This is a genomic window from Delftia sp. WSY_10 (assembly GCF_043104705.1).
GTDB classification, from domain to species: Bacteria; Pseudomonadota; Gammaproteobacteria; order Burkholderiales; family Burkholderiaceae_C; genus Comamonas; species Comamonas tsuruhatensis.
Genome location: NZ_JBICKY010000057.1, coordinates 442,145 through 461,000 on the forward strand (window position 1 = coordinate 442,145; position 18,856 = coordinate 461,000).

The window sequence follows — 18,856 nt, forward strand, 5'->3', positions numbered from 1 at the left end:
ACGTCGGAACCTGCGGGGCCGCAGCGTCCGCAGTCCCGGCAATGATACGGCGTGTATCAGCGCACGGGCTGCACCGCCATGGGGGCAGTGACGGGCGGCGCCTGGCTGCGCAGTACCTGCTCGCGCGCCACCAGCACCATGCCGGCCAGCAGCGCGGCGACGATGCACAGGCCGACGACGACCGCCAGGCCCAGCCCCCATCCGCCGCGCCTGCGCCGCTCGCGTGCAGGCTCGCCGGGCCTGCGGGGCGCAGGTGCCTGTTCGCTGGGAGGCTCCTCGCGCTGCCACGGTTCGGGCGCGGGCCCGCGCCGCTGCTGCTCGTAGCGCGGGGCCGATTCCTTGCGGGGAGCTTCGGGCCGCGCCGAACCGTCCCAGCTGGGCTCCTCGCGCGGATAAGAAGGCTTTTGTGACATAGGCGACATCGTAGTGCCTGCGCAAGCCCGCGCGGGCCTGGGTGCACCACCGGACACATCGCGCATTGGCCTGCGCGCGCCTACTGTGTACAGTCGCGGCCATGAGCCATTCCAGCACGCACTCCTCCGCCGCCCTAGACGCGCAGGCCACCGCCGCCCTGCTGCCCTGGAAGGAGCTGGCCGAAGAGATCGCGGCTGTACTGCTGCAGCCCCGGGCAGTGCAGGTGCCGCCGCGCATCGTGATGCCACTGCCCGCAGGAGGCAGCCTGTTTTGCATGCCCGCCACCGATGGGCAGGTGGCCATGACCAAGCTGATCAGCCTCACGCCCGGCAATGCCGGCACGCCGCGCGCCACCATCCAGGGCGATGTGGTGGTCTTCGATGTGGCCACGGGCGAGCGCCGCCTGATCCTGGACGGCCCCACGGTCACGGCGCGGCGCACGGCCGCCGTATCGCTGCTGGCCGCGCAAAGGCTGGCTCCCAATCCGCAGGGCCCGCTGCTGATCGTGGGCGCCGGCGTGCAGGGCCTGGCCCATATGCAGGCCTTTGCAGCAGGCCTGGGCGTGCGCGAGGTCCAGGTGGCATCGCGCAGCGCCGAGAGCGCCCAGTCACTGGTCAGCCAGGCGCATGCCATGGGCCTGCAGGCCAGTGCCGTGCAGGATCTGGAGGCCGCCGCGCGCCATTGCCCGCTGATCGTGACCTGCACGCCGGCCCGCGCCGTGGTGCTGCATGCAGCCCCGCGCGCCGATGCCTTCGTCTCGGCCGTGGGCGCCTTCACGCCGCAGATGGTGGAGCTGGCGCCCCGCCTGTGCCTGGGCCTTGCGCAGGCGGGCCGCGTCGTCGTCGATACCGCAGATGCGCTGCACGAAGCCGGTGATCTGCTGCAGGCGGGCATGGACGTGGCCGCCCTGCCCACGCTGGAGCAGGTGGTGCGCGAGCAATGGCTGCGCCCGCAGGTGCCGGTGCTGTTCAAATCCTGCGGATGGGGGGGCTGGGACCTTGCGGCCACCCGCCTGGCAATGCGCCGGGCTGCGCTTCAGAACAGTTGACGACGGATTTCTGCGTTGAACGAGCTTTCTCCCCCGGATTCCCCCGCCCCGCCCCCAAGCACCGAGCCCGGCCGCTGGCAGCGGCTGGGCCTGCGCACGCAACTGGCCCTGGTCTTCGGCTCGCTGCTGGTGGGCGTGACGGTGCTGATGTCGCTGGCCTTCGGCGAACTGCTGCGCTGGCGCATGGAGCGCGAGGTCAGCGCCTCGCTGCATGCCATGGCCTCCAACGCGGCGCGGCAGTTGTCTGAAGGGCTGTTCAGCCGTGCCCATACCGTGGAGGTGCTGGCCGCTTCGCCGGAGCTGTGGGTGCAAGGGCTGGATTCCCCGGGCGTGGGAGCGCTGCTCAACCGCGCCCGTTCGCTGACGCCGTCCAACCTCTGGATAGGCGTGGCCGACGCCGAAGGCACGGTGCGCAGCGCCACCGACCAGTTGCTGGTGGGCCACGATGTCAGCGACCGGCCCTGGTTCGAGCCGGGGCTGCAGCGCGTGCATGTGGGCGACGTGCGTGCCTCCTCGCCGCGCATGGCCGAGCTGCTTGCGCCCCCGGCCGACGGCGCGCCGCGCCGGTTCATGGACTTTGCAGCGCCCATCCGCGTGGGCGGACTCACGCAGGGCGTGCTGTGCATGCACAGCAGCTGGGAATGGGTGCGAGAGACCATGCAGACCTTGCAGCAGGCCGACAGCGGGGATCGCCAGATCGGCCTCTTCATCTTTGACCGCCACGGCAAGATCATCCACGCCCCGGGCGACAGCCTGGAGCCGCTGCAGGCGCTGGACCAGCGCCTGCCGGTGGCCCATACCGTGTCTGCCGATACGTCCGATGCCACGCTGCTGCCCGTGCAGGTGGCGCGCTGGCAGGACAGCCCGCAGAGCTTTCTGACGGCCACCGTGCCGCTGCAGGCCCACAACCGGGTGACGGCCATGGGCTGGCACATCGTGGCCCGCCAGCCGCACGACAGCGCCTATGCGCCCGCGCGCCAGGCCATGCACCAGGTGCTGGCCGGCGGCCTGGCGGCGGCGCTGGTGGCCGCCGTCATCGCCTGGCTGGTGGCACGCAGGCTCAGCCAGGACCTCAAGCGCCTGGCCCGCGCGGCCAACGGCATCGATGGCAGCGGCGCGGCGCCGGACATTCCGCAGCTGCACAGCAGCCGCGAAGTGCACCGCCTCTCGCAGGCGCTGCGCGGCAGCATTGCCCAGCTGCGCTCGGCCAACGAGGCCATGGAGCGCCAGGTGCGCGAGCGCACCCTGCAGCTGCAGCAGGCCAATGCCGAGCTGGAGCACCAGGCGCGCAGCGATCCGCTCACGGGCCTGCTCAACCGCCGGGGCTTCGATTTCCAGCTGGACTTCGCCATGGCGCTGGCGCGCCGCAGCGGCCGCCCCTTGAGCGTGCTCGTCATCGACGTGGACCACTTCAAGCGCATCAACGACCAGCATGGCCATGACATGGGCGACGCCGTGCTGCGCACCCTGGCGCGCGCCTTCCGCATGCGGCTGCGCGAGTCCGACGTGCTGGCCCGCATGGGGGGCGAGGAATTCCTGGCCCTGCTGCCCGACACCACGGCCGACGCGGCCGTGGCCATTGCAGAGCAACTGCGCGAACTGCTGGCCTCCACGCCCATGGCCCACGGCGAGCCCGTCACCGCCAGCGTGGGCGTGGCCACACTGCGCGGCACCACGGACACGGCCGCCGCCATGCTGCGCCGTGGCGACGAAGCACTGTACGAGGCCAAGGGCGCAGGCCGCAACAACGTGCAGCTTCAGCGCTGAGACGGCCCCGCGCCTCTTTCTGCCCCCTCGGCTTGCCGCCTGCCGCAAAACACCTGTGCGGGAAAAAACATCACACTAATACTCAAATTGAGCATATTATTCGCAGCCATCACCAGACCTTTTCCACAGTCCCGGACGGCCACCATGCAGCTCAAATCCGTGCAGTACGACAAGCCCCATTTCTCCCACGCCGGCCAGTGCGGCATCGGCGAGGCCTGGGCCCGCATTCCCCCTGAACTGGACCGCGCCCAGCGCCTTCGGACCACCGAGCGCATACGCGCCCTGCTGCACGAGCGCGATGCCGTGCTCGTGGCCCACTACTACGTGGATGGCGAACTGCAGGACCTGGCGCGCGAGACCGGCGGCTGCGTGGGCGACTCGCTGGAGATGGCGCGCTTCGGCGCCCAGCACCAGGCCAGCACCCTGGTCGTGGCCGGCGTGCGCTTCATGGGAGAGACCGCCAAGATCCTCAGCCCGGAAAAGCGCGTGCTCATGCCAGACGACGACGCCAGCTGCTCGCTGGACCTGGGCTGCCCGGCAGACGAGTTCAGCGCCTTTTGCGACGCCCACCCGGACCGCACGGTCGTGGTCTACGCCAATACCAGCGCGGCGGTGAAGGCGCGCGCCGACTGGGTGGTCACATCGTCGGTGGGACAGGACATCGTGGCCCACCTGCACGCCTGCGGCGAGAAAATCCTCTGGGCTCCCGACCGCCACCTGGGCGCCCACATCCAGCGCCAGACCGGCGCCGACATGCTGCTGTGGCATGGCTCCTGCCTGGTCCATGACGAGTTCAAGGCCGACGAACTGGCCGCCATGGCACTGGAGTATCCGCAGGCCGCCATCCTCGTGCATCCCGAGTCGCCGGCCGCCGTGGCCGCCCAGGCGGACGTGGTGGGCTCCACCACCCAGCTCATCAACGCGGCTGGCCGGCTGCCCACCGACACCTTCATCGTCGCCACCGACCAGGGCATCCTGCACGACATGCGCATGCGCTACCCGGGCAAGACCTTCCTGCCCGCGCCCACGGCCGGCCAGGGCGCCACCTGCAAGAGCTGCGCCATGTGCCCGTGGATGGCGATGAACAGCCTGCAGGGCGTGGAGCTGGCCCTGGAGCAGGGCCTGTGCGCCATCGAGGTGGATCCCGCCATCGCCCAGGCTGCGCGCCGGCCCATCGAACGCATGCTGGCTTTCGCGGCCGGCCACCGCCAGCCCGTGCGCGCCAGCGGCGACCTTGCGCGCGATGCGGCGCTCTTCCAGCACTTCGGTCCCGCCTGAGGACAGCGCCATGACACAGCCTTGCACAGACGTACTCATCATCGGCGCCGGCCTGGCCGGCATGGCCGCCGCCCTGTCGCTGCCGCCGCATCTGCGCGTGGCCCTGCTCAGCAAGGGCGCGGCCGAGGAATGTGCCAGCGCCTGGGCCCAGGGCGGCATTGCCGCCGTGCTGGATGCACAGGACAGCATCGACGACCACGTGGCAGACACCCTGGTCGCGGGCGCAGGCCAGTGCGATGCACAGGCCGTGCGCGCCATCCTTGAGCAGGCGCCCGACGCCATCGTTTGGCTGGTGGCCCACGGCGTGCCTTTCACGCGTGACGACAGCGGTGGCTTGCACCTCACGCGCGAGGGCGGCCACGGCCGCCGCCGCATCGTGCATGCCGCAGACTGCACCGGCCAGGCCGTGCACGCCGCCCTGCTGCGAGCCTGCCGGGAGCGCGCGAACATCGATTTGCATGAGCACACCAGCGCGCTGGACCTGCTGACCGAAGGACAGCCTGCGCACTGCACAGGCGCGCTGGTGCGCCTGCCCGATGGCCGCCTGCAGCGCTGGCATGCCGCGCATACCGTGCTGGCCACGGGCGGGCTGGGGCAGGTCTATCCCGCCACCACCAACCCGGCCACCGCCACGGGCGACGGCGTGGCCATGGCCTGGCGCGCGGGCTGCCGCGTGGGCGACCTGGAGTTCATGCAGTTCCATCCCACGGCCCTGCAGGTGGGCGGCCGTGCGGCCGGCCTGGTCTCCGAGGCATTGCGCGGAGAAGGCGCCCTGCTGCGCCTGCCGGACGGCACGCGCTTCATGCCTGCCCATGACGAGCGGGCTGAACTGGCGCCGCGCGACATCGTGGCCCGGGCCATCCGGCACGAGATGGACCGCCATGGCCTGGCCTTCGTGCACCTGGACATCACCCACCGGCCACGTGCCTGGCTGCAGTCGCATTTCCCCGGTGTGATGGCCCTGTGCGCCAGCCATGGCATCGACATTGCCACGCAGCCGATTCCCGTGGCACCCTGCGCCCACTACGCCTGCGGCGGCGTGCTGGCCGGCATCGACGGGCGCACGGATGTCGATGGCCTGCACACCATTGGCGAGGTGGCGCGCACCGGCCTGCACGGCGCCAACCGGCTGGCCAGCAATTCGCTGCTCGAATGCGTGGTGATGGGGCGCGCGGCCGCCCGGGCCATCGCGCAGCAACCGGCTGCCGCCCCTGCGCCGGCCCGGCCGACCGAAACCCTGCAGGCCGGCGCCCAGGAGCAGGACACGGCAGCCGTCGCGCAGGAGTTGCGCCAGCTCATGCAGGACTGCGTGGGCATACAGCGCAGCGACCAGGGCCTGGCGCAGGCCGTGCAGCGCATTGCGGCATGGCGTGAAAGACTGGCACCTGCCGCAGGCCATGCGCTGCGCAACCAGCTCGATGTCTGCTGGCTCATGGCCACGGCTGCCGCCGCACGGCGCGAGAGCTGCGGTGCGCATTCGCGCATCGACACCGCCCCGGCGCTGGTGGAATGAAGAATGACCCCCACGCTACCCTTGCTGCGCAAGGGCCGCTGCCCCCCAAGGGGGCCGCTTTTCATCTTGGGGCGGCCCGGCGATGAAGAATGACCCCCACGCTCCCCTTGCTGCGCAAGGTCCGCTGCCCCCCAAGGGGGCCGCTTTTCATCTTGGGGCGGCCCGGCGATGAAAAAGGCCCGCAGCTTTCGATGCGGGCCTTGTCTGCCGGGCCAAAGCCGTCAGGCCTTGGGAAGCGTCACGCCCACCTGCCCCTGGTACTTGCCGCCACGGTCCCGGTAGCTGACCTCGCAGACATCGTCGGGATCGCTCTCGAAGAACAGCACCTGGGCACAGCCCTCGCCAGCATAGATGCGGGCGGGCAGCGGCGTGGTGTTGGAGAACTCCAGCGTCACATAGCCTTCCCATTCGGGCTCGAAGGGGGTGACGTTGACGATGATGCCGCAGCGCGCGTAGGTGCTCTTGCCCAGGCAGATGGTCAGCACGTTGCGCGGGATGCGGAAGTACTCGACCGTGCGCGCCAGCGCGAAGCTGTTGGGCGGGATGATGCAGCTGTCACCCTCGAAATCGACGAAGCTTTTCTCATCGAAGTTCTTGGGGTCCACCACGGTGCTGTGGATGTTGGTGAACACCTTGAATTCGGGTGCACAGCGGATGTCGTAGCCATAGCTGCTGGTGCCGTAGCTGATGATCTTGCGGCCATCGACGTTGCGAACCTGGGCCGGCTCGAAAGGCTCGATCATGCCGTGATCCTCGGCCATGCGACGGATCCACTTGTCGCTCTTGATGCTCATGGCAATTCCTCGTTCCCTAGCTGCACTTGTCAGGCGCCAGCACCCGGCCGGGCACTGGCGCAAAGGCGCTATTTTGCTTGAGAAACGACGGTGCGCTCGATCAGGCGGTCATCACCCAGGATGATCATGGCGAACAGCAGCTCGTCCAGGCTCTCGGCCTGGCGGGTCTTGCGCTCGAGCAGCGGCGTGCAGGCCGGGTTGATGACCACGAAGTCGGCCTCGCAGCCCGGCTGCAGGTTGCCCACCTGCCCCGCCAGGCCCAGGGCGCGCGCCGCGCCCGCCGTGTGCTGCCACCACAGGTTGCCGGGCGACAGGCTCAGGCCCTGCTTGGTCTGGCCCTCGCGGCCCGCCACATAGGCGGCCTGCATGGTGCGGAAGGGGCTGAAGCTCATGCCGCCGCCCACGTCGCTGGCCAGGCCGTAGAGGAACTGCGCGGCATCGGCCCGCGCAAAGTCGAAGAAGCCGCTGCCCAGGAACAGGTTGCTGGTGGGGCTGACGGCGGCGGCGGTGCTGCGTTCACGCATCAGTGCGCGGTCTTCATCGTCCAGGTGGATGCAGTGCGCGTAGACGGCGCGCTCGCGCATCAGGCCGAAGTCGTCGTAGACCGACAGGTAGCTGCGGGCCTTCGGAAAGAGCTCGGCCACCCAGCGCACTTCGTCCAGGTTCTCGGCCACGTGCGACTGGATCCAGACATCGGCGTAGCGTGCGGCCAGCTCGCCCGCGCCGCGCAGCTGCTCATGCGTGCTGGTGGGCGCAAAGCGCGGCGTGATCGCGTAGCCCAGGCGGTCCACGCCATGCCAGCGCTGGATCAGGGTTTCGGTGTCGATCAGGCTTTGCTCGGTCTGGTCGCGCACGCCGTCGGGGCTGTGGCGGTCCTGCAGGACCTTGCCCGTGATCATGCGCATGCCGCGCGCCTGCGACGCGCCCATGAGCGCATCGACCGACCCCGGGTGCGAGGTGGCAAAGGCCAGCGCCGTGGTCACGCCGTTGCGCTGCAGCTCGTCCAGGAAGAACTCGGCCACGCTGTCGGCATGCGCGCGTTCGCAGAAGGCCGACTCATGAGGGAAGGTGTATTTCTCCAGCCAGGGCAGCAGGCCGGCGGCGGGCGCGCCGATCACATCGGTCTGCGGATAGTGGATGTGCAGGTCGATGAAGCCTGGCGCCAGGATGCGGCCCGGCAGATGGGTGACTTCAGCGCCCGGCTGTCCGGTGAACTGCGCCTGCAGCGCCTGCCAGCTGCCGGCGGCGACCACGCGCTGCTGCCCCTTGTCATCCGGGGCGACGGCCAGCAGGCCGTCTTCGTCGTAGAGCGCCTGGCCATCGTCGGCAAAACGCAGCAATGAGGAACGGTAGATTTGCATGCCGCCAAGCTTAGCGGGCGGACAGGCAGATGCCATATCCGCAGCGCTATAGGCGCCATCGGCAGGCGCCATCCTAGGGTTTACGCCAGGACCGGACGCCCCGCAGGCCGCATCACTTGGGCAGGGTGGCCTGCACGCCTTCCACCAGCCAGTTCATCTGCAGGATCTGCGCATCGTCCAGCTGCTTGCCGGCAGGAATGCGTACCTGGCCCTGGTTGTCGCGCACCGGCTGGTCGCCGGCCTTGAAGGGCTGCAGGCGGCCCTGGGCCATGTCCTTTTGGCGCTGCAGCACTTCCTCGCGCACGGCGGGCGGCAGCCTGGGGCCGAAGCCTTCCACGCGGATCATGCCCTCGCGCACGCCGCCCCAGGTGTCCTGGCTCTTCCAGCTGCCGTCCAGCACCGCTTTGGCGCGCGCCGTGTAGTAGTCGCCCCACTGGTGGGTGACGGCCAGCAACTGGGCGTCGGGCCCGTCCTTGCGCATGTCGGAGTGGTAGGCAATCGCCATGCGGCCGCGCTCCTGGGCGGCCTGCATCACGGCGGTGGATGCGACCTGGAAGGACACCACGTCCACGCCGCCGTTGAACAGCGCCATGGCCGCATCGCGCTCGCGCGGCGGGTCGAACCAGGTATCCAGCCAGACCACCTTGACCGTGGCCTTGGGATTGACCGAACGCATGCCCAGCGTGAAGGCGTTGATGCCCTGCAGCACCTCGGGAATCGGAAAGCCGACCACGAAGCCGGCCACGCCCGTCTTGCTGGCACGGCCTGCGGCAATGCCCGACAGATAGCGGCCCTCGTAGTAGCGCGCATTCGAGGTGGCCACGTTGTCGGCGCGCTTGAAGCCCGTGACCGACTCGAACTTCACCTGCGGGAAGTCGCGCGCCACGCGCATCACGGACTCGGTGTAGCCGAAGCTGGTGGTGAAGATCAGTTGGTTGCCGCTGGCGGCCAGGTCGCGCAGCACGCGCTCGGCGTCGGGGCCCTCGGGCACGCTGTCCACGGCGCGGGTCTGCACGCGCGGGCCCAGGGCCGCCTGCAATGCGCGCCGGCCCTCGTCGTGCTGGCGCGTCCAGCCGGCGTCGAGCACGGGCGTCAGATAGACGAAGGCCGCCTTGAGGGGCGTGGAACCTGCGGGGGATGAAGGGGCGGGATGGCCTTGGGACAAGGCCGTGGATACAAGACTTGCGGCCGCGACTGCGGCTGCGAGGTTTTTGTACATGGTGTTCCTCTACATGGCCCGGAAATGAAAACGCACCGGTCATGGGCAGCGGCCGGTGCGGGGCGCGATTATAGGCAGCAGCCCCGGGGGCTGCCTGGGCCTGCGCTTATGGCCTCCATAAGGGGCGGCAGATACCGTCTACTAGAGCGTGTTATGCACTTTTAAGTGCCCGCGAAAGCCGGGAAATGGGCCCGGAACGAGGCGCAGCGCGCGCCGCGGTTGCCATACCGCAAGTGTGCTGCAACGAAGGGCCGGGCCCATTTCCCGGCTTTCCCGAAGGGTTGGCTCTGCGCGCAGGCGCTCGCGGCGTTGCAGCGCTTGCCAAGGCTCCAGCCTTGGCGGCGCACTGCGCCTTGCGATCACCAGCGCGCAGAACCAACGCGGGTACTTAAAAGTGCTTAACACGCTCTAAGATCGTCGGCAAATTCCACCCCCAAGCAACCACCAAGGAGTACAAGACCATGCCGATGTTCGTCGATACCTCGCCCCCGGGGCAGTGCCTTTTTTGCCGCCTCGTGGCGGGCGAGATCCCGTCCGCCAAGGTGTTCGAGGACGAGCAGACCATCGCCTTCATGGACATCGGCCAGGTCAATCCCGGCCATGTGCTGGTGGCCAGCAAGCGCCATGCCGTGACCCTGCTGGACCTCACGCCCGACGAGGCCGGCGCCGTGATGCGCACGGCCCAGCGCGTGGCGCGGGCCGTGCAGTCAGCGTTCGACCCCGATGGCATCAGCCTGTTCCAGGCCAACGGCGCGGCGGGCGGGCAGACCGTCTTCCACTTCCACCTGCATGTGCTGCCGCGCCACGAGGGCGACGGCGTGGGCCTGGGCTGGCCGCGCAAGGAGCCCGGCATGCAGGCGCTGCAAGAGCATGCCGAGCGCCTCAGGAAGGCGCTGGCCTGAGCGGACTCAGGCCAGGGCTGCGTACTTGGCGAACACGGCCTCCAGCTGGCGCATCCAGTGGGCGCGCTGCTGGGGCGTGACGAAGCTGGCGTCAAAGCTGTTGACCGCCAGCTGCCAGGCCTGCTGCGAGTTCATGCCCGTGGCGGCGAACAGCTGCAGGTAGTTCTCGTTCACGTAGCCGCCGAAGTAGGCCGGATCATCGGAATTGACCGTGACCTTGAGACCCGCCTCCAGCAGCTGCGGCAGGTTGTGCTGCGCCAGGTCGGGCACCACGCACAGCTTGAGGTTGGACAGCGGGCAGACGGTCAGCGGCACGCCGTCGCGCACCAGGCGCTGCATCAGGGCCTCGTCTCGCGCGGCCTGCACGCCGTGGTCTATGCGCTCGGAATGCAGCACGTCCAGCGCGCCCCAGATATAGGCGGGAGGTCCCTCCTCGCCCGCATGCGCGACCAGGTGCAGGCCCAGCTCGCGGCAGCGCGCGAACACGCGGGCGAACTTCTCGGGCGGGTTGCCGACCTCGCTGCTGTCCAGCCCCACGCCGATAAAGCGGTCGCGCAGCGGCAGCGCAGCCTCCAGCGTGGCGAAGGCGTCCTCCTCGCTGAGGTGGCGCAGAAAGCTCAGGATCAGCGCCGACGAGATGCCCTGCTCTATCTCCGCATCGCGGCAGGCGCGGTACAGGCCGTTGATCACGGTCTCCATGCCCACGCCGCGCTGGGTGTGGGTCTGGGGGTCGAAGAAGATCTCGGCATGGACCACGTTGTCTTGCGCGGCGCGCGTCAGGTAGGCGCGGCCCATGTCGTAGAAATCCTGCTCGTACAGCAGCACGCTGGCGCCGGCGTAGTAGATGTCCAGAAAGCTTTGCAGGTCGGTGAAGGCATAGGCGCGGCGCAGGTCTTCCACGCTGGCATAGGGCAGCTTCACGCCGTTGCGCTGGGCCAGGGCGAAGATCAGCTCGGGCTCCAGCGAGCCTTCGATGTGCATGTGCAGCTCGGCCTTGGGCATGGCCTTGAGCAACTGGGGCAGATGCGCGGCATCCACGGCGGGTACGGTGTGCATCAGCAGACTCCGAAGGTGATGCCGCTGGCCCGGAGGTAGCGGCGGTAGGCGGACGACATGCGGTCGGCCGCAGAGTGCATTTCGGCGCGCGGGTCCAGCGGCAGGCACTTGGGCTGCTGCGACTCCAGCACGGGCTGGTCCTGGCAGAAGATGGTGTGCTGGAATTCCTGCAGCTGTGCGTCGGGCGAGTCGAAGTCTGCCACGGCCAGCCGGAACCAGACGCGGCTGGTCTCGGGCGTGACGGGGCAGATGAACAGGGCGATGGACTCGCGCCATCCGGCCCGGGTGGTGCCGGATTCGGGCAGCTTGGTCAGCACGGCGGCATAGGGCGCCGTGACTTCGTAGGTGTACTCGACCTCGGCCGCGCTGGTGGAGTGCAGGTTGGACTGCGGCTGCACGGCCTTGCAGCCCGTGGCCAGCACGCCCGTGGCCGTGGTCTCCACGGCATAGGCTTCGATGGCCGTGGCGTCGCGGCTGCCCAGCCAGCCTTCGTGGACAAAGCCGAAGTGCGACATGTCCAGGAAGTTCTCGATGATGCGCGGCGCGCTGGCGGCCACGTCGTAGGGGCCGCAGTTGAGCTTGCGCAGGTGCGCGTCCGCCTCGGCTTCAAAGGCTGGCAGTGCCGCCAGGGCCGCCAGGGCCGGAACAGCCGAGAGCTCCTCGCCCGTGGCCAGCCGCACCCAGACCAGGCCGTAGGCTTCCTGTGCCTCGAAGGCCTTCACGCACTGCGAGGGCGGGGGCGTGAAGCTGGGCAGGGCCGGCACCTTGACGCACTGGCCGCTGTCGGCGAACTGCCAGCCGTGGTAGGGGCATTCAAGGTGGCCGTTCTCGACACGGCCCATGGACAGGCGTGCGCCACGGTGCGGGCAGCGGTCCACGAAGACGCGGACCTGGCCTTGCGGATCGCGCCACAGCACCAGGGGCTGGTCCAGCAGTTGCACGCCCAGCGGCGCATCGACAACTTCGTGGGCCTGGGCCACGGGATGCCAGAGGGAGTTTTCGATCATGCGGGAATCTCTTGCTGTCTGTCTGTGCCGCGGCAGCGGGCAGGCTGCGGCTGGGAGCGAGCATAAACCCGCTCGATGCGCAGCACAGGTACGGTACAGGTACACCTGTGCTGCGCATGAACGCCAAGGCCGCCCGAAGGCGGCCCTGGCGGCAACAGGCAACCCGGCCTGCGCCGGGTGGCCTGGCGTCTGTCTTACTTGCTGTCCTGGCCCGGCACCTTGCCTTCCACGCCCTTGACGTAGAAGTTGATGCCCGTGAGGAACTTGTCTTCGGCCACGGCGTCGGCGGCCAGCAGTTCCTTGCCGTCCTGGCCTGTGATCGGGCCCTTCCAGATGTGGAAGGTGCCGTCCTTCAGACCCTTCTTGACCTCTTCGATCCGGGCCTTGGCCTCGGCGGGCACGTCATCGGCCAGCGAGACGATGTCGATCGCGCCTTCCTTCACGCCCCACCAGGTCTGCTGGCTGCTCCACTTGCCGTCCAGCATCTCGCGCACGGTCTTGGTGTAGTAGGGAGTCCAGTTGATGATGGCCGAGCCCAGGTGGGCCTTGGGGCCGTAGGCCGTCATGTCGGAGTCCCAGCCGAAGGCGCGCTTGCCCTTTTCCTCGGCCGTCTTGAGCACGGCGGCGGAGTCGGTGTTCTGGAACAGGATGTCGGCGCCGCCGTTGATCAGCGAAGTCGCAGCCTCGGTTTCCTTCGGGGGGGCGAACCACTCGTTGACCCAGACCACCTTGGTCTTGATCTTGGGGTTCATGGACTGCGCGCCCAGCGTGAAGCTGTTGATGTTGCGCAGCACTTCGGGAATCGGCACGGAGCCGACCACGCCCAGCACGTTGGACTTGGTCATGGAGCCCGCGATGATGCCGGCCAGATAAGCGCCTTCGTAGGTGCGGCTGTCGTAGGTGCTGACGTTGGCGGCGGTCTTGTAGCCGGTGGCGTGCTCGAACTTCACATCGGGGAAGTCGGGAGCGATCTTCTGGATGGGCTCCATGTAGCCGAAGGTGGTGCCGAAGACCAGCTTGTTGCCGTTGGCGGCCATGTCGCGCAGCACGCGCTCGGCGTCGGCGCCCTCGGGCACGCTCTCGACGTAGGAGGTCTTGATCTTGTCGCCGAATTCCTTCTCCAGCGCCAGGCGGCCCTGGTCGTGGGCAAAGGTGTAGCCGCCGTCACCGACGGGGCCCACGTAGGCGAAGGCGATCTTCAAAGGCTCGGTTGCAGCGGCAGCAGGGGCCTCGGCAACGGGAGCGGGCGCAGGCGCGGCCTCCTCCTTCTTGCCACAGCCGGCCAGCGCGGCGGCGGCCACGGCCGACAGCGCTGCCACCTTGATCAGGGAGCGTTTGTGAAGATCAGTCATCGAAGTTTCCTCAAGTGGTCCTGCGGCAGGCAGGAAGAAGGCGGTGTCCGCAGGGGCGCAGACCCGCCGCGATGGGTCCCGAGAATAAAGCAAGAATGGCGCCAGCCGGCTGCGCCAGAGCCACCAGGCATGCGGGAAAACCACATTTTGGGGGCTTTGCACAATCGTGGTGCATAGGGCGGACCCGTCTGGCGGATCGCGGCAGAAAAAAGGGCCCCGAAGGGCCCTTGTTGCATGGACTGCCGCCGGATCACTTGGCGCCCGGCACCTTGCCTTCGACGCCGTTGACGAAGAAGTTGATGCTGGTCATGAAGCCCAGGTCGCCGACCTGGCCTGCCGTCAGCACTTCCTTGCCCGCGTTGTCCTTGATGGGGCCGGTCCAGACGGCGAAGCTGCCGTCCTTCAAGCCGTCGCGTGCCTTGGCGACCTTGCCCTTGATGTCCTGGGGCACGTCGTCGGCGATCTTCACGAGGTCGATGGCGCCTTCCTTCACGCCCCACCAGAACGAGCCGCCCTGCCACTTGCCGTCCAGCGTGTCCTGGGTGACCTTGCTGTAGTAAGGCGTCCAGTCGATCACGGCCGAGCCCAGGTGGGCCTTGGGCGCGAAGGCGCTCATGTCGCCGTCCTTGCCGAAGGCGCGCGCGCCGCGTTCCTCGGCCGTCTTGAGCACGGCCGGGGAGTTGGTGTTCTGGTAGAGCACGTCCACGCCGCCGTTGATCAGCGAGGTGGCGGCCTCGGACTCCTTGGGCGGGGCGAACCATTCGTTCACCCAGACCACCTTGGCCTTGATCGAGGGATCGACGCTTTGCGCGCCCAGCACGAAGCTGTTGATGTTGCGCACCACTTCCGGGATAGGCACCGAGGCCACGACGCCGATGGTCTTGGTCTTGGTCATGCCGCCGGCCACGATGCCGGCCAGGTAGGCGCCCTCGAAGGTCTTGGTGTCGTAGGTGGCCACGTTGTCGGCATTCTTGTAGCCGGTGGCGTGCTCGAACTTCACGTCCTTGAGGTCGGCCGCCACCTTCTGCACGAACTCCTGGTAGCCGAAGCTGGTCGCGAAGATCAGCTTGTTGCCCTGGCCGGCCATGTCGCGCATCACGCGCTCGGCATCGGCGCTCTCGGGCACGCTTTCGACAAAGGAGGTTTCCACCTTGTCGCCGAACTTCTCCTGGATGGCCTTGCGGCCCAGCTCATGCTGGAAGGTCCAGCCGCCGTCGCCGATGGGGCTGACGTACATGAAGCCGATCTTGAGCTTCTCGGCCGGCGCCTGCGCTGCGGGCGCGGCAGCGGGAGCAGGCGCTGCGGCCTCTTCCTTCTTGCCGCAGGCGGTCAGGGCCGCCACCGAGATGGCCGACAGGCCGATCATCTTCACAAGCGTGCTTTTGAGGCCAGGTTTCAGGGTGCGTTCGCGCAAAGCGGGCATGCGTTTGTCCTTTTGTGGTTCTGGAGGGAGAGAGAAAAAATGAAAGCGTCAGGAGCCCGGGTAGAAGGGCTTGCCCAGCGAGGCCGGCATGTTGGCGCGGATCCAGGTCGGATTGCGCGAGATCAGCACCAGCACGACGATGGTCGCCAGGTACGGCAGCATGGACAGCAGTTGGCTGGCCACCTGCACGCCCGTGGCCTGCAAATGGAACTGCAGCATGGTCACGCCGCCGAACAGGTAGGCGCCCAGCAGCACGCGCGCAGGGCGCCAGGTGGCGAAGGTGGTCAGCGCCAGCGCGATCCAGCCCCGGCCCGACACCATGCCCTCCACCCACAGCGGTGTGTAGACGGTGGAGATGTAGGCACCGGCCAGACCGCACATGGCGCCGCCGAAGACCACGGCCGCCAGGCGGATGCGGCGCACCGGATAGCCCAGCGCATGGGCCGACTGGGGCGACTCGCCCACGGCGCGCAGCACCAGGCCGGCCCGGGTGCGGTAGAGGAACCAGACCAGGGCCGCCGCAATGGCCACCGCGCCATAGACCAGCGGATGCAGGCGGAACAGCGCCGTGCCCACCACGGGCAGGTCGGACAGCCAGGGCACGGCGAACTTGGGCAGCTCGGGCAGGCGTGCCTGCACATAGCCCAGGCCCAGGAAGGCCGAGAAGCCCGTGCCGAACAGCGACAGGGCCAGCCCCGTCGCGTACTGGTTGGTGTTCAGCCAGATCACCAGCACGCCGAAGATGGCGGCCAGCAGCGCGCCCGCACCCATGCCGGCCAGAAAGCCCACGGTGGTGCTGCCCGTGTGGACCACGGCGGCAAAGCCCGCGATGGCGGCGCACAGCATCATGCCCTCGGCACCCAGGTTGACGATGCCGGCCTTTTCATTGATCAGCAGGCCCAGCGCGGCCAGCGCCAGCACGGTGCCGGCGCTGAGCGTGGAGCCCAGCAGCAGTGCGTAGGATTCCATCAGCGGGCCTCCTTGACGGCAGGCGCCGCTGCGGGCGGAACCACGGGCGTGCGGGACACCCAGCGCACGCGGTAGGCCACCAGCGTGTCGCAGGCCAGCAGCGTGAACAGCAGCAGGCCCTGGAACACGCCGGTCAGCGCCTTGGGCAGGCCCAGGCGCGACTGGGCGAGTTCGCCCCCGATATAGAACATGCTCATGAGAATCGCGGAAAAGATCATGCCCACGGGATGCAGGCGGCCGACGAAGGCCACGATGATGGCGGCGAAGCCGTAGCCGGCCGGGACATAGGGCGTGAGCTGGCCCAGCGGGCCGGCCACTTCCAGCGCACCGGCCAGGCCGGCGGCGGCGCCCGAGATCAGCAGCGCCGTCCACAGCGCACGGCGCGAGGAAAAGCCCGCGTAGCGTGCGGCGGCCGGAGCCAGCCCACCGACCTGCAGCGCAAAGCCGGCGCGGGTGCGGAACAGGAAGATCCACAGCATGGCCGCCGCGGCCAGCGCCAGCAGCAGGCCGATATTGGTGCGCATGCCCTGCATCAGCTTGGGGATCTGCGTGACGCGCTCGAAGGTCTTGGTCTGCGGGAAGTTGTAGCCCATGGGGTCCTTCCACGGCCCGTAGACCAGAAAGCCCAGCACCAGGGTGGCCACGTAGACCAGCATCAGGCTGACCAGGATTTCATTGGCATTGAAGCGGTCGCGCAGCAGGGCCACGATGCCGGCCCAGACCATGCCGCCCAGCATGCCGGCCACCAGGATGGCGGGCACGATCCAGGGCCCCGTGGTCTTGTCCGCCAGCAGCGCCACGCCGCCCGCGGCCACGGCGCCGATCACGAACTGGCCTTCGGCACCGATGTTCCACACATTGGAGCGAAAGCACACGGCCAGCCCCAGCGCGATCAGCAGCAGCGGCGTGGCCTTGACGGCCAGCTCGCCCAGCGCATAGGTGGACTTGACGGGGTCCCAGAAGAAGGCCTGCAGGCCGCGCACCGGGTCCTTGCCCAGCATCACGAACAGGCACACGCCGATCAGCACCGTGATGGCCAGCGCCAGCACGGGCGAACCGTAGGTCCACAGTTTCGAGGCTTGGGGGCGTTGCTCAAGCTTGAACATGGGCGCCTCCCTTGGTGGCACTCGGGGCAGCGTTCGGGGCGGCAGCACCGTCCCACAGGCCGCTCATCCACTCGCCGATCTGCTGCACGGTGGCATCGGCCCGCGCCACGGAGGGCGACAGCCGGCCCTTGGCCACCACATGCAGGCGGTCACATATCTCGAACAATTCGTCCAACTCCTCGCTGAGCACCAGCACGGCGCAGCCCTCGTCGCGCAATTGCAGGATGGCGCCGCGTATCTGCGCGGCCGCCCCCACGTCCACCCCCCAGGTGGGCTGGGAGATGATGAGCAGCGCGGGCCTGGCATCGATCTCGCGGCCCACGATGAATTTCTGCAGGTTGCCGCCCGACAGCGACTGCGCCGCCGCGTTGGGGCCGCCGGCCTTGACGTTGAAGCGCGCAATGATGGCGCGCGCCTGCTCCTGCAGCTGGCCCATGCGAATCCAGCCGCCTTTGCCCAGCGCGGTCTTGCGCGTGAGCAGCAGGTTGTGCGCCAGGCCCATGCTGGGCACGGCGCCGCGGCCAAGGCGTTCCTCCGGCACGAAGTGCAGGCCCAGCGCACGGCGCCGGCCCGGGCCCAGGCGCCCCGCCTCCCGGCCGGCAATCTGCACCATGTCGGGCGCCGCGCGCGTGTCCTCGCCGGACAGGGCGTACAGCAATTCCTTCTGGCCATTGCCCGAGACACCGGCGATGCCCACGACTTCGCCCGCGCGCACATCGAGCTGGATGCCATGCAGGTCCACGCCGAAGGGCTCCGAGCGCGGCAGCGCCAGGCCTTGCACGCGCAGCACGCTGGCGCCGACCTGGGATTCGCGGTGCGTGAGCTCGGGCGGCTCCGAGCCGATCATCAGCCGCGACAGCGAGGCATTGCTCTCCACGGCCGGGTTGCACACGCCGGTCACCTGCCCGCCGCGCAGCACGGTACAGGCCGTGCACAGCGAACGGATCTCGTGCAGCTTGTGGCTGATGTAGAGAATGGAGCAGCCCTCGGACGCCAGGCGGCGCAGCACGACGAAGAGCTTTTCCACCGCCTGCGGCGTGAGCACCGAGGTGGGCTCGTCAAGAATGAGCACGCGCGGGTGCGTGAGCAGGGCGCGGATGATTTCCACGCGCTGCATCTCGCCCACGCTCAGCGTGTGCACGGGGCGGTGGGGATCGACCTCCAGCCCGTAGTCATGCGCCGTGGACTCGATGCGCTGCACCACCTCGGCCAGCGGCAGGCTCTTGTCCAGGCCCAGCCAGACGTTCTCGGCCACGGACAGCGTGTCGAACAGGCTGAAATGCTGGAACACCATGGCGATGCCCAGCTGGCGCGCCTCCTGCGGGTTGCGGATGTGGACCGGCTTGCCATCGACCTCGATGCGGCCCTCGTCGGGCTTGACGGCGCCGTAGATGATCTTCATCAGCGTGGACTTGCCGGCGCCGTTCTCGCCCAGGATGGCATGCACTTCGCCGGCGCCCACGGTCAGCGAGATGCCGTTGTTGGCCACCACCGCCGGATAGCGCTTGGTGATGCCTGTCAGCTGAAGCCGCGGCGGCGCTGCTGCTGGCAGGGGGACTGTATCGGGGGGATTCATGGCTGGGATTGTCTTTCAATTTCTGCAACAAACTGGAACACAAGTCCTTGAAACCGCCTCGGCGACCCTCA

Annotated in this window: 16 protein-coding genes; 5 read left to right on the top strand and 11 right to left on the bottom strand. The window is 68.7% G+C overall.

Features of this window, described 5'->3' with window-relative positions; all coding sequences use genetic code 11:
- Nucleotides 1-56: 56 nt before the first annotated feature.
- Complete coding sequence (locus ACF8ML_RS27910) at nt 57-413, bottom strand: hypothetical protein (protein ID WP_227472599.1); 357 nt, start codon at nt 411-413, stop codon at nt 57-59.
- A 101-nt stretch (nt 414-514) separates the two neighbouring features.
- Here ACF8ML_RS27910 and ACF8ML_RS27915 point away from each other — a divergent pair, with 101 nt between their 5' ends.
- The 4 genes from ACF8ML_RS27915 (at nt 515) to nadB (ending at nt 6,020) form a co-directional block, all read left to right on the top strand.
- Nucleotides 515-1,462: a delta(1)-pyrroline-2-carboxylate reductase family protein gene (locus ACF8ML_RS27915; RefSeq protein WP_392408545.1), complete on the top strand. Its 948-nt coding sequence runs from the start codon at nt 515-517 to the stop codon at nt 1,460-1,462.
- 15 nt (nt 1,463-1,477) lie between these two features.
- Nucleotides 1,478-3,229 carry a diguanylate cyclase gene (locus tag ACF8ML_RS27920; RefSeq protein WP_392408547.1) on the top strand — a complete coding sequence of 584 codons (1,752 nt, stop codon included), beginning with the start codon at nt 1,478-1,480 and terminating at the stop codon, nt 3,227-3,229.
- Between the two features lie 144 nt (nt 3,230-3,373).
- Nucleotides 3,374-4,507 (top strand): quinolinate synthase NadA, encoded by a 1,134-nt coding sequence (nadA, locus tag ACF8ML_RS27925; RefSeq protein WP_017405637.1) that lies wholly within the window; start codon nt 3,374-3,376, stop codon nt 4,505-4,507.
- Between the two features lie 10 nt (nt 4,508-4,517).
- Nucleotides 4,518-6,020 (top strand): L-aspartate oxidase, encoded by a 1,503-nt coding sequence (nadB, locus tag ACF8ML_RS27930; RefSeq protein ID WP_392408548.1) that lies wholly within the window; start codon nt 4,518-4,520, stop codon nt 6,018-6,020.
- A 221-nt stretch (nt 6,021-6,241) separates the two neighbouring features.
- Here nadB and dcd read toward each other — a convergent pair whose 3' ends face one another.
- The 3 genes from dcd to ACF8ML_RS27945 all read right to left on the bottom strand — a co-directional run bounded on the left by dcd (nt 6,242) and on the right by ACF8ML_RS27945 (nt 9,394).
- Nucleotides 6,242-6,814: a dCTP deaminase gene (dcd, locus tag ACF8ML_RS27935; RefSeq protein ID WP_013803686.1), complete on the bottom strand. Its 573-nt coding sequence runs from the start codon at nt 6,812-6,814 to the stop codon at nt 6,242-6,244.
- Nucleotides 6,815-6,882: 68 nt separating this feature from the next.
- A complete protein-coding gene (gene guaD / locus ACF8ML_RS27940) occupies nt 6,883-8,175 on the bottom strand; it encodes a guanine deaminase (RefSeq protein WP_017405635.1) in 1,293 nt (430 codons plus the stop codon).
- Between the two features lie 112 nt (nt 8,176-8,287).
- Entirely contained in the window at nt 8,288-9,394 is a 1,107-nt protein-coding gene (locus tag ACF8ML_RS27945; RefSeq protein WP_046241130.1) for a BMP family ABC transporter substrate-binding protein, read from the bottom strand.
- 461 nt (nt 9,395-9,855) lie between these two features.
- Here ACF8ML_RS27945 and ACF8ML_RS27950 point away from each other — a divergent pair, with 461 nt between their 5' ends.
- Nucleotides 9,856-10,296, top strand: a complete 441-nt coding sequence (locus ACF8ML_RS27950; RefSeq protein ID WP_392408549.1) for an HIT family protein — start codon at nt 9,856-9,858, stop codon at nt 10,294-10,296.
- 6 nt (nt 10,297-10,302) lie between these two features.
- On the opposite strand, the gene ACF8ML_RS27955 is transcribed toward ACF8ML_RS27950, so the two are convergent.
- From ACF8ML_RS27955 to ACF8ML_RS27985, 7 genes are all read right to left on the bottom strand, one after another.
- Nucleotides 10,303-11,352 (bottom strand): adenosine deaminase, encoded by a 1,050-nt coding sequence (locus ACF8ML_RS27955; protein WP_047325881.1) that lies wholly within the window; start codon nt 11,350-11,352, stop codon nt 10,303-10,305.
- A complete protein-coding gene (locus ACF8ML_RS27960; RefSeq protein WP_016449761.1) occupies nt 11,352-12,359 on the bottom strand; it encodes an aromatic ring-hydroxylating dioxygenase subunit alpha in 1,008 nt (335 codons plus the stop codon). Before ACF8ML_RS27960 ends, ACF8ML_RS27955 begins: the two co-directional genes overlap by 1 nt.
- Nucleotides 12,360-12,553: 194 nt before the next feature.
- Nucleotides 12,554-13,711 (bottom strand): BMP family ABC transporter substrate-binding protein, encoded by a 1,158-nt coding sequence (locus ACF8ML_RS27965; RefSeq protein WP_016449762.1) that lies wholly within the window; start codon nt 13,709-13,711, stop codon nt 12,554-12,556.
- A 250-nt stretch (nt 13,712-13,961) separates the two neighbouring features.
- A complete protein-coding gene (locus ACF8ML_RS27970) occupies nt 13,962-15,134 on the bottom strand; it encodes a BMP family ABC transporter substrate-binding protein (protein ID WP_047325882.1) in 1,173 nt (390 codons plus the stop codon).
- Nucleotides 15,135-15,182: 48 nt separating this feature from the next.
- On the bottom strand, nt 15,183-16,103 hold the full coding sequence (locus ACF8ML_RS27975) for an ABC transporter permease (protein ID WP_016449764.1): 921 nt from the start codon (nt 16,101-16,103) through the stop codon (nt 15,183-15,185).
- Entirely contained in the window at nt 16,103-17,209 is a 1,107-nt protein-coding gene (locus ACF8ML_RS27980) for an ABC transporter permease (RefSeq protein ID WP_016449765.1), read from the bottom strand. The genes ACF8ML_RS27975 and ACF8ML_RS27980 overlap by 1 nt, the downstream gene beginning before the upstream one ends.
- Nucleotides 17,196-18,785, bottom strand: a complete 1,590-nt coding sequence (locus tag ACF8ML_RS27985; protein ID WP_392408550.1) for an ABC transporter ATP-binding protein — start codon at nt 18,783-18,785, stop codon at nt 17,196-17,198. Before ACF8ML_RS27985 ends, ACF8ML_RS27980 begins: the two co-directional genes overlap by 14 nt.
- Between the last annotated feature and the right edge of the window lie 71 nt (nt 18,786-18,856).